Annotated in this window: 10 protein-coding genes; 2 read left to right on the top strand and 8 right to left on the bottom strand. The window is 72.1% G+C overall.

Going from position 1 to position 10009, the window contains the following annotated elements; all coding sequences use genetic code 11:
• Nucleotides 1–54 precede the first annotated feature (54 nt).
• Genes WMF22_RS31270 through WMF22_RS31300 form a run of 7 tightly spaced genes read right to left on the bottom strand, consistent with a single transcriptional unit; the run spans nt 55 to nt 4742 of the window.
• On the bottom strand, nt 55–627 hold the full coding sequence (locus WMF22_RS31270; RefSeq protein ID WP_437293656.1) for a Mov34/MPN/PAD-1 family protein: 573 nt from the start codon (nt 625–627) through the stop codon (nt 55–57).
• Complete coding sequence (locus WMF22_RS31275; RefSeq protein ID WP_437293657.1) at nt 621–1571, bottom strand: PLP-dependent cysteine synthase family protein; 951 nt, start codon at nt 1569–1571, stop codon at nt 621–623. The genes WMF22_RS31270 and WMF22_RS31275 overlap by 7 nt, the downstream gene beginning before the upstream one ends.
• Nucleotides 1568–1918, bottom strand: coding sequence for a hypothetical protein (locus WMF22_RS31280; protein WP_437293658.1), 351 nt, complete (start codon nt 1916–1918; stop codon nt 1568–1570). Before WMF22_RS31280 ends, WMF22_RS31275 begins: the two co-directional genes overlap by 4 nt.
• A 1-nt stretch (nt 1919) precedes the next feature.
• Entirely contained in the window at nt 1920–2198 is a 279-nt protein-coding gene (locus WMF22_RS31285; RefSeq protein ID WP_437293659.1) for a MoaD/ThiS family protein, read from the bottom strand.
• Nucleotides 2191–3195, bottom strand: a complete 1005-nt coding sequence (locus tag WMF22_RS31290; RefSeq protein WP_438032150.1) for a HesA/MoeB/ThiF family protein — start codon at nt 3193–3195, stop codon at nt 2191–2193. Before WMF22_RS31290 ends, WMF22_RS31285 begins: the two co-directional genes overlap by 8 nt.
• The gene (gene cysK, locus WMF22_RS31295) at nt 3192–4253 is read right to left on the bottom strand and encodes a cysteine synthase A (RefSeq protein WP_438032151.1); all 1062 of its coding nucleotides are present in this window, start codon (nt 4251–4253) and stop codon (nt 3192–3194) included. The genes WMF22_RS31290 and cysK overlap by 4 nt, the downstream gene beginning before the upstream one ends.
• A gap of 9 nt (nt 4254–4262) precedes the next feature.
• Entirely contained in the window at nt 4263–4742 is a 480-nt protein-coding gene (locus WMF22_RS31300; RefSeq protein ID WP_049876407.1) for an RrF2 family transcriptional regulator, read from the bottom strand.
• Nucleotides 4743–5039: 297 nt separating this feature from the next.
• Between WMF22_RS31300 and WMF22_RS31305 the strand changes: the two genes are divergently transcribed.
• Nucleotides 5040–6728 carry an acyl-CoA dehydrogenase family protein gene (locus WMF22_RS31305; RefSeq protein WP_438032152.1) on the top strand — a complete coding sequence of 563 codons (1689 nt, stop codon included), beginning with the start codon at nt 5040–5042 and terminating at the stop codon, nt 6726–6728.
• A 512-nt stretch (nt 6729–7240) separates the two neighbouring features.
• Nucleotides 7241–8047 (top strand): helix-turn-helix domain-containing protein, encoded by an 807-nt coding sequence (locus WMF22_RS31310; RefSeq protein WP_438032153.1) that lies wholly within the window; start codon nt 7241–7243, stop codon nt 8045–8047.
• 88 nt (nt 8048–8135) lie between these two features.
• On the opposite strand, the gene WMF22_RS31315 is transcribed toward WMF22_RS31310, so the two are convergent.
• Entirely contained in the window at nt 8136–9941 is a 1806-nt protein-coding gene (locus tag WMF22_RS31315) for a hypothetical protein (RefSeq protein ID WP_438032154.1), read from the bottom strand.
• Nucleotides 9942–10009 lie beyond the last annotated feature (68 nt).

Below are 10009 nucleotides of genomic sequence, written 5' to 3' on the forward strand. Positions count from 1 at the left end.
GAGCGGAGGAGGGCTGCGCGAGAGCGCGTCGGCGCGCGCCCCGGCGCGATGAGCTCAATCGACGACGGAGAACGTCGACGCGACGAAGGCGCCGCCGTCCCACACGAAGAGGCGGTGCTCCGCGATGCGGGGCGCCTCCTCCGGGCGCCCTTCGCCGGAGCCGCCGCGCACGCTGGTGACGAGGAACGCGAGCGGGAACGCCGGCCCGGGCCCCATCACGATCTGGCCCCCTTCCTCGGCCGGCGGCTCGCCGCCGCTCATCATGGCGGCGTCCGTCGGGCTGAAGTAAGCGCCGGCGTCGAGGTGCGAGTGATAGAGCACCTTCACCGGGCGCCCCGCCGAGGCGCCCTTCTCGACGGCGTCGGAGAAGCGCTTGCCGTTGAAATCGAAGAACGTCCGCGCCGTCCGGAAGTACCGCTCCGGATCGACGGCGTGGAGCTTGTTCGCGATGTTGTCCATCCGGACGTGCTCGTCGCAGAGCAGCGGCTCGTCCGCGGGCCCCTTCAGGTACCCGCAGGCCTCCTCGTCGCGCGCGTAGCCCGCGAGCGCCTCGTCCTCGACCGCCTTGAGCACGCTCGCCTTGAGGACGACCCCGCCGGCGGTCCACGGCTGTGGAGACATCACCATACGTAACGCTTCTCCCATTTCATGGGCGCAAAATAGCGGTCACCCCGGTCGGGGACAATCGCCACGACGCACCCCCCTTGCTGTTCGCGGTGCAGGCGCTTCGCGATCTCGAAGGCCGCGAAGACGGCCGCGCCGCCCGAGTGCCCCACGTGCAGCGCCTCCTCGCGCGCGAGGCGATCGGACATGTCCCAGCCGTCCTCCGTCGCGATGCGCATCGTCTCGTGGTACGCGCCCTCGTCGTGGATGGCGGGCACGAGCGAGCTCGGCAGGTGCTTGAGCCCCTCCAGCCCGTGGAGCGCCTCCGTGGGCTCCACGGCGACGCAGCGGATCGGGCGGTGGTGCTCGCGCAGCCGCCGGCTCGTCCCGACGATGGTGCCGCTCGTGCCGATGCCGGCCACGAAGTGCGTGATCCTGTCGCCGACCGCCTCCAGGATCTCGCGCGCCGTGCCGTGGTAGTGGGCGAGCGGGTTGTCCTCGTTCGAGTACTGATCCGGGTAGAAGTACCGCTCCGGCTCCTTCTCGACCAGCGAGCGCACGAGGCGGATCGCGCCGTCGGAGCCCTCCATCGGGTCGCTGAAGATGAGCTCCGTGCCGAACGCGCGCGCGATGTCCTTGCGCGCCTTCGACACGTTCGACGGCATGACGAGCGCCACCTTGAAGCCCATCGCCGCGCCGAAGAGCGAGTAGGCGACCCCGGTGTTGCCGCTCGTCGAGTCGATGAGCGTCTTCTGGCTGGTGAGGCGCCCGTCCGCGGCGGCGCGGGTCATCATCCGCAGCGCGGCGCGATCCTTCACCGAGCCGCCGGGGTTCGCGAACTCGAGCTTGGCGTAGACCTCGACCGACGGTGTGTCGCGGCCGACGCGCGAGAGGCGCAAGAGCGGCGTGTCACCCACGGCGTCGACGACCGACCCCAGGCGGCTGGAGCGGGCGAGCGAGTGCCTCATGACGGGTCGACCTCCCCCGCGCTCCCCTGCCCCGCGCTCCCCGCGGCGGTGCCCAGCGCCAGCGCGGCGCGCATCTCGGCGAGCGCCGCGCGCGCGCCGGCGAGCACGGCGCGCGCGGCGGGCGAGGCGACGAGGTCCGCGGGCGCGAGCGCGGCGAGGTCGATCGCGCCGTCCGCGAGCGCGCCGAAGCCGGCGCCGCGCGCGTAGCGCTCCGCCACCTCGTGCGCGAGCGGCGGCGCGTCGCTGCCGCCGCCGCGCACGCGCGCCGTCGCCGCCCCGAGCCTCGCCTGTCCCTCTGGACCGATCTCCGCGAGCAACACCTGGCGGAGATAGCGCGGGTCGACCACCTCAGCCCCCGGCGATCGCGGGCACGATCGCCACCTGGTCACCGCCCTTCACGGGCGTCTTCAGCCCGTCGAGGAAGCGGATGTCCTCGTCGCCCACGAAGATGTTCACGAAGCGCCGCACGCCCTTCTCGTCGAGGAGTCGGTCGCGGATGCCGGGGTAGCTCTTCTCGAGGTTCTCGATCAGCTCGCCGACGGTGCCGCCGGCGGCGTTGACCTCGTCCTGGCCGCCGGTGAGCGTGCGGAGCGGGGTCGGGATGCGGACGGTCGCGGTGTCAGCCATGGTCTTGCTCTCCAGTCTTGAGGTGGGTCGAGGATCCGCTCTCGCGGTCCTTTTCAGTTTCAACGTGGGTCGGGGATCCGCTCTCGCGGTCCCCTTCAACGTGGGTCGGGGATCCGCTCTCGCGGTCCCCTTCAACGTGGGTCGGGGATCCGCTCTCGCGGTCCCCTTCAACGTGGGTCGGGGATCCGCTCTCGCGGTCCCCTTCAACGTGGGTCGGGGATCCGCTCTCGCGGTCCCCTTCAACGTGGGTCGGGGATCCGCTCTCGGCCGCGCACGCGACGACGTAGCGGGACGCGTCGATCGTCGCGATCGAGGCGCGCGCTCCGCACAGGTCGCAGGCGGGCCGCGCGGAGACAGGGACGCTGCGCAGCGTGTCCGTGCGGCCGTCGTACGTCGCGATCCGGCCGAAGATCGACGCGTCGCCCGCGAGGATCGCCAGCGCGCGATCCGCCGCGATCGCGCCGGCCACGCCGCACACCGGGCCAGCCACCCCGGCCGTGGCGCAATCCGGCGCGTCCCCGGTCGGCAGGTCCTCGAACAGGCAGCGGTAGCAGGGCGCCCCCTCCCCCGCGACCGCCATCACCGTCGCGCGCCAGCGGATCGCGGCGGCATGGACCACCGGCGTCCTCGTGAGGCGGCACACGTCGGCGATCAGGAACCGCGACGCGAAGTTGTCGGTCGCGTCGACCACCACGGAGACGCCCGGCATCAGCCCCGCCGCCGCACTCGGCGTGAAGCGGCCGTGACGGCGATCGACGCGGAGCCCGGGGAAGCGGCGGCGCAGCGCCTCCGCGAACGCATCGAGCTTCGGCCGCCCGACGTCGCCGTCGTCGAACAGGATCTGACGGTGCAGGTTCGTCAGCTCGACCTGGTCGTCGTCCGCGACCCGGAGCTCCCGCACCCCGGCGGCGGCGAGCGCGAGCCCGGCGGGCGCGGCGATCCCCCCCGCCCCGACGAGGAGGACGCACCCGCGGATCACCTCGCCGCCGCCGCTCATCGGAAATACTCGTCCAGGCTGAAGTAGCGCTCGCCGGTGTCGCAGAGGACGGTCACCACGCTGGCGTCGGGGCCGAGCTCGCGGGCGACGTCGAGCGCGACGCGCACCGCCGCGCCAGCGCTGATGCCGACGAGCAGCCCCTCCTGCCGGGCCAGCGCCACCTTCGTGTCGTACGCGGCGCGATCGCTCACCGTCCGCACCTCGTCCACCACGCGCGGATCGTAGTTCGCGGGGACGAACCCGGCGGCGAGCCCCTGGATCTTGGTGGGCCCGCGCTCGCCGCGCGAGATCGTCGCGCACGACTCGGGCTCGACCGCGATGACGCGCGTCGCCGCGCGCATCCGCTTGAGCACCCGCCCGACGCCGCTCACCGACCCGCCCGTCCCCACGCCGGCGACGAACGCGTCGATCGTCAGCGACTGCCGGGGACCGGGCCGCCCCGGCGCGTCGAGGCCGGCCATCGCGTGCAGGATCTCCCGCGCGGTCGTCTCCGCGTGGACGCGCGGGTTGTCGGGGTTGTCGAACTGGCTGAGGATGATCGCCCCCGGGATGTCCGCCGCGAGCTCGCGCGCCCGGGCGATGGCCCCCTCCATCTGCGCCTCGGGCTCGGTCAGGACGACCTCCGCGCCGTAGGCCTCGAGCAGCTGGCGCCGCTCCAGGCTCATGCTCGCCGGCATCGTCAGGATGCAGCGGTACCCCTTCGCCGCGCACACGATCGCGAGCCCGATCCCTGTGTTCCCCGACGTGGGCTCGATGACCACGCCGCCCGCGCCGAGCAGCCCGCGCGCCTCGGCGCCCTCGATCATCGCGAGGCAGATCCGGTCCTTCAGCGAGCCGCCCGGGTTCTGCTGCTCGGCCTTCCCGAAGACGCGCCCCCGGGGCGTCGCCGCGTCGACGCGGCGGATCTCGAAGAGCGGCGTGTCGCCCACGAGGTCGAGGAGGCTGTCGACGACGCGCGGATGCGACGGGAGCGGCGGGAGCCGCGCCGCGCCTTCGGCGGGTTCCGCGGGGGCGCGGGGGGCGCCGGTGGACTGTGCGGATCGTTCGGGGCTGCTCATGGTGTCGGCTCAGATCACGTAGGTCGAGCGCTCCGGCCGCCCCTTGCGGCGCACGCCGAGCTCGACGCCGCGCTCGCAGACGTCGGCGATCGACACCGAGTCGAAGCAGCGCTCGATCGCGAGCGCCAGATCGTGGAACACGGCCGTGGGCGGGTCGAGCGGCGAGCCCTCCGGCCTGCCGTCGTCATCCGGCGCGATCACGGCGACCGGCCCCTCCAGGGCGCGGACGACGTCGCCCAGGCTGATCTCGCTCGCGGGCCGCGCGAGGTGGTAGCCGCCGCGCGGCCCCCGCTTCGAGCTGATGAGCCCGGCCTTCTTCAGGTCCTGGAAGATCTGCTCCAGGAAGCGCGCGGGGATGAGCTCCCGCTCGGAGATCTCGCGGATCTGGGTCGGCCGCCCGTCGTTGTGGAATGCGATATCGAACAATGCGCGCACACCGTAGCGACCCTTGTTCGAGAGCTTCACCGCCAGCCATATGCATTGGTACATCGGAGAAGTCAAGAACTGCACATTCAGCGACTTCCGCTTCTTTCCGTGCGACACAGCACCCGAACAGCCCACAAAAACCGGGCGACGCGGCGAAATTACCAGCAGAGGTTCACCGTTCGCCGCGTCGGCGCGACGCAGCCTCCGGCTTCCTGTTGAACCGGGTGGGACGGGTTCAGTAGCTTCGAGCTCTATCGAGGCTGCGAGTCGCCGCGCGTGCACGGAGGGGCGCGCGGAACGTGATCGGCGCGCGGGCGTCGCACGGTTCGGGTTGCGGCGCACCAACCTAGGAGTCGGCCGGTGGCTTTCTATCAAGACCCCCCCACACTCGGGAACCAGTACGACGACGACCGCGTGCTGCGGTCCTACCTCGCGCGGGCCCTGCCGCGCGAGGTGGCCGCGTCGATAACGCCTTCGCTGCGGGAGATGGGCGAGCTCGCCGGCGGCCGCCTGTACCAGCTGCAGCTCGCCGATCGCGCGAACGAGCCGAAGCTCACGTCGTGGGACGCCTGGGGAAGGCGCGTCGACCACGTCGAGGTGACCGCGCTCTGGAAGGAGGCGGCCCGGATCGCGTGCGAGCGGGGGGTCGTCGCGACGGCCTACGAGCGGGCGCACGGCGCGTTCTCGCGCGTCCATCAGTTCGCGCTGGCGTACCTCTTCGACGCGTCGAGCGACGTGTACACGTGCCCGCTCGCGATGACGGACGGCGCCGCGCGGACGCTGCTCGCGAGCGACAACCGCGCGCTCATCGACCGCGCGGTGCCCCGGCTCACAAGCCGCGACCCCGCCGCCGCGTGGACCTCGGGCCAGTGGATGACCGAGCGCACCGGCGGCTCGGACGTGGGGCGGAGCGAGACGGCGGCGCGCCTCGGCCCCGACGGGGCCTACCGGCTGCACGGGACGAAGTGGTTCGCCTCGTCGACAACGTCGGAGATGGCGCTCACGCTCGCGCGCCCCGAGGGCAACCCGGAGGGCAGCCGCGGCCTCGCGCTCTTCTACGTGGAGCTCGCGGGCGAGGCGGGGCGCCGCCACGGCGTGCTGATCAACCGGCTGAAGGACAAGCTCGGCACCCGCAAGGTGCCGACCGCCGAGCTCACGCTCGACGGCGTCCTCGCCACGCCGGTGGCGGGCCTGTCGAACGGCGTCCGGGCGATCGCGCCGATGCTCAACGTGACGCGCACCTGGAACGCGATCGGCGCCATCGCCGGGATGCGCCGGGGGCTCGCGCTGGCGCGCTCGTACGCCCAGAGCCGAGTCCAGTTCGGCGCGACGCTGGCGGAGAAGCCGCTGCACATGGACACGCTCGCCGAGATCCAGGCCGAGTTCGAGGGCGCCTTCCACCTGACCTTCCGCGCGATCGAGCTGCTCGGGCGCGAGGAGACGGGCTCGCTCACGGACTCGGAGGCGAAGCTGCTGCGGCTGATCATCCCGCTCGCGAAGCTCACGACCGCCAAGCAGGCGGTGTCGGTGCTGAGCGAGGTGCTCGAGGCGTTCGGCGGGGCCGGCTACGTGGAGGACACGGGGCTGCCGCGCCTGCTCCGGGACGCGCAGGTCCTCACGATCTGGGAGGGCACGACGAACGTGCTCGCCCTCGACGCGCTGCGGGTGATCCTGAAGGACGGCTCGCTCGACATCCTCGCGGCCGAGGTGGCGCGCCTCCTGACGGGCGTCGTCGAGCCGAAGCTCGCCGAGGCCGAGACGTCCGCGTCGCGCGCGGTGTCGCACGCCCGCGCGTGGATCAAGGAGATGGCCGCCGCCGACCGCCCCGGCCTCGAGGCGGGCGCCCGCCGGGTCGCGATCACCCTGGGCCGGGCGCTGCAGCTCGCCCTGCTCGTGCGACACGCCGCGTGGGCCATGGACCGCGAGCGAAGCCGGACCGCGCTGGCCGCCGCCATCCAGTTCGAGCGCAACGGCGTCGACTGCATCCGGGACCACGATCGCGATACGATCGAGGCCCTCGCCGAGACGCGACCGCGGCCGGACACCTGAACAAAAGGTGGGGCCTACCCACTGAACAGATCCCTCCGGCGACCCGGTCGCGGCGCCAGCTCGAGGCGGGCGTGGCGCGGCGATCCGCGCCCTGTTCGCGACCCTCGACGATTTTTCCGTGGTCGCGCCGCGTTCTGATCATACAGAATTAACGTTTGGTTTCGGACGGTTGCGAACGCGCGGCCGTCCTGGAAGCGGACGGCATTTGTCCTAGCGGTCTGAGAAGGCACTAGACGGGACAACCTGAACGGGCTTACAGTAATGCGTAGCTGCGGCGCTGAACGCGTGCCCGACGCGGGCGACGTGCGGGCGGGCCCGTCCATCGAGGCGGGCTCCGCCGGCGCGGCGTCCCCGCTGGGGTGAGATCCGCCTGCGCACGCCTCCGGCGCGTGCGTGGGACTTCGTCCGCCTCCTGGACGGATCGGGCTCGCGTGGGCCCGGGCACGCGTGCGGCGCGCGGTGTGGGCAAGCGCACACGACGAGCTGCGAGCTGCGAGCTGCGAAGAGGCGAGATGAAGACGCAATACACGCTGCTGTCCGGCGAGACGGTCGAGTTCCCGACGCCGGCGGGCGAGCTGGGCGCCTTTCTGTCCCGGGTTCTGGCGGCGGCCAGGGATCCGTCGGTGTCCGATGCGGAGCTGCTCGATCTCGTGCTCGGCCCGGAGAACCCGTTGCTGGACAGGACCGCCGTCGCGGGCCGGAGCGTCGCGACCGCCGACGTGTACCGCGACCCGGCCTTCCACGTGATGCTCGACTGCGTGGCGCGGAAGCGGCTGCCGCCCGATTCGGCGGTCGTCACGCCGCGGACGCGCTTCACGATGACGGTGCCGGACGCCGCGCACCAGCTCGGCATCTCGGAGAGCGCGGTGCGCCAGGCGATCTACGCGGGGCGGCTGCGCGCGAGCAAGGAAGGGGGCACCTACTACCTCGATCCTCAGTCGGTGGCGGGCTACCGGGTGAGCAAGCGGGGGCCGCGGCGCCAGGACCAGATGGCGAAGGGACCGCCCGGGGCCACGCTCGACGCGCGTATCGGCTCGGGGCCGGACGCGAGCTTCCGCGTGAAGCACAGCCGTGACGACTTCGAGCTGTCGGAGAAGCGCGGCCCCGAGTGGACGGGGATGATCCCGGCGGGGTGGCGGCGGATCGCGGTGCTCGGCACGTCGAAGGACCGCTCGCGCTACTGGGAGATCGAGCCCGCCGAGGGCGAGAGCGTGCTGCACTTCGAGGGCTTCTACCTGCGCGGCGGCTTCCGCATCGTGGAGACCGTGAGCACGTCGCCGAGGGCCGTGGCGGCGTTCAAGGACTTCCAGCCGCGATGAGCGCGGGCAGGCGCGGCGAGCGCGCGACGCGGGCGCGCGGCGAGCGCGCGACGCGGGTGCGCGGTGAACGCTCGGCGCGGTCGCCGGATCAGAAGCGGGCCTGGAAGCTCGTGCCGAGGCCGAGGAAGTCGGGGTTCACGAAGGTGCGCAGGGCCACGGTGCCCTCGGAGGGATCGCGCTCCATGAAGGTGCCGTTGTTGTCACGCACATAGTGAGCCCACGCCACCGCGGAGAGGATGTTGCTGATATCCCACTTGAGGCTCGCGCGGAGCTGGAAGATCGGGGTGGCGGAGGTGTTGAAGGGGAGGATCGACACATTGCCCTGCTCCCGGACGACGGACGTGCGCGCGATCACCGCGCTCATGGCGTCGATGGACATCGTCCTGAAGGCGGCGGGGAACTGCAGGCCCACGCCGAGGCCGGGCGTGAGCCGCGCGGACGCGAGGTGGTAATCGGCCGCGAGCGCGAAGAACAGCTCGTCGGCCGTCGATGTCTGGGCGGTCTTCGGGATCGTCTGGAAGGGGATGAAGCTCGGCTGGTTGCGCAGCACGAACGGCAGGTCGCGGTAGACGCCCGTGACGCTCGCGCGCGCGTACCCGGACTTGACGACCGCCTGGAGGGCGCCGGCGCGTGCCGGCTGGTGGGTGGTGGCGCCGGCAGATTCGAAGTCCTTGAGGTTCTGGAAGAGGTTCGTCGCCTCGAGGATCACCGCCCATGTCGTCTTGCCCGGCGCGTACGCCTCGGGCTTGAAGAGGATCTGCGGCTTGTCGGGGTCGTTGCGATAGAGGAGAAAGTCGATCGACTGCGGGATGGGCTCGTTCCTGGCGTGGGCGACGATCCGGGCCGAGGCGCCGTAGGTGTAGACCGGGTCGCCGGCGACGTCGGGCAAGTCGAAGCGGCCCTGCTGGAAGTAGCCGGCGCCGAGGTCGAGGTGAACGTGGGGGTGGAGATCGGCCTCCCCGCCAAGGAGAAAGCCGTAGTTGGTCTGAGCGATCGGGATCTCCTGGGTCTCGCTCGTGCCGGGGGTGAGCACCTCCTGGACCTGGGTGAGGCTCGCGATCTTGAACCCCGCGTACACGCTGAACCGGTCGGCATCGAGCTGGACCTTCGCGCCGGGCGCGGGTCCGATGCTGCGCGGGAAGATGGACTGGTTGATGGAGGCGTTCGTCCCGCCCCACGAGATCTCGTAGAGATAGCCGAGGCGAAACCGGTCCGTGTCGATGGGCCAGAGCGTGACACCGACGCCGGTCTTCCCCTCTGCCCTGCCGCCTATGTGATAGAAGGCGCGAATGAACGATCCGGCGTCGTAAAACGCCTGATTGAGGTTGTTGTTGTTCCTCGACAGCGCGGCGAGATCGACGCGCAGGACGACCGAAGCCTCGGTGTCCAGCCGCGCGATGAACCCCGGCATCTTCTTGTAGAGCGCGAGGTGCGTCAGGTTCTCGCGCCCGCTGAAGCGGGAGTTGAGGTTGTCGAAGAAGAGCCGGTATCGCTTCCGATCGCCGACGCTGAGGTTGGGCGAGAGCGGCTGCACCTGGCCCGTGTCGTGGAGCAGGTCGTCGTCGCCGAGCGTCCACGTGAGGCGCGTGTCCATCGCGTCCCCCGCGCGGACGGGCGGCTCGGCGGCCGCTGGCGAGAGGTAGGGTTCGATCCGCGGGAGGGTTGGGGCAACGGGGGCGGGGGCGGGCTGCGAGATCGGAGGCGGCGCGGCGGGCGCCGGGGCCGGCGCGGCCTGGTCCGAGCCTGGCGCGTCCGGCGCCGGGGCCGGCGCGGCCTGGTCCGGGCCCGGCGCCGCCGGCGCTGGCGGCGGCTGCGGCTGGCCCAGCGCCGGCGGCGCGAGCGTGAACAGCAAGGCCGCGGAGGCAGCAGGGGCGAGGAGCGCGCTTCGGTGCATGGCGGGCGGTGGATTTCCTGGGCCTGGGTGTTCCGGCGGGCGCGGCGCGGCCGCGGCGGAGGCGAGGA

The sequence above is a fragment of the Sorangium sp. So ce204 genome, assembly GCF_051526795.1.
Taxonomy (GTDB): Bacteria; Myxococcota_A; Polyangia; order Polyangiales; family Polyangiaceae; genus Sorangium; species Sorangium cellulosum_B.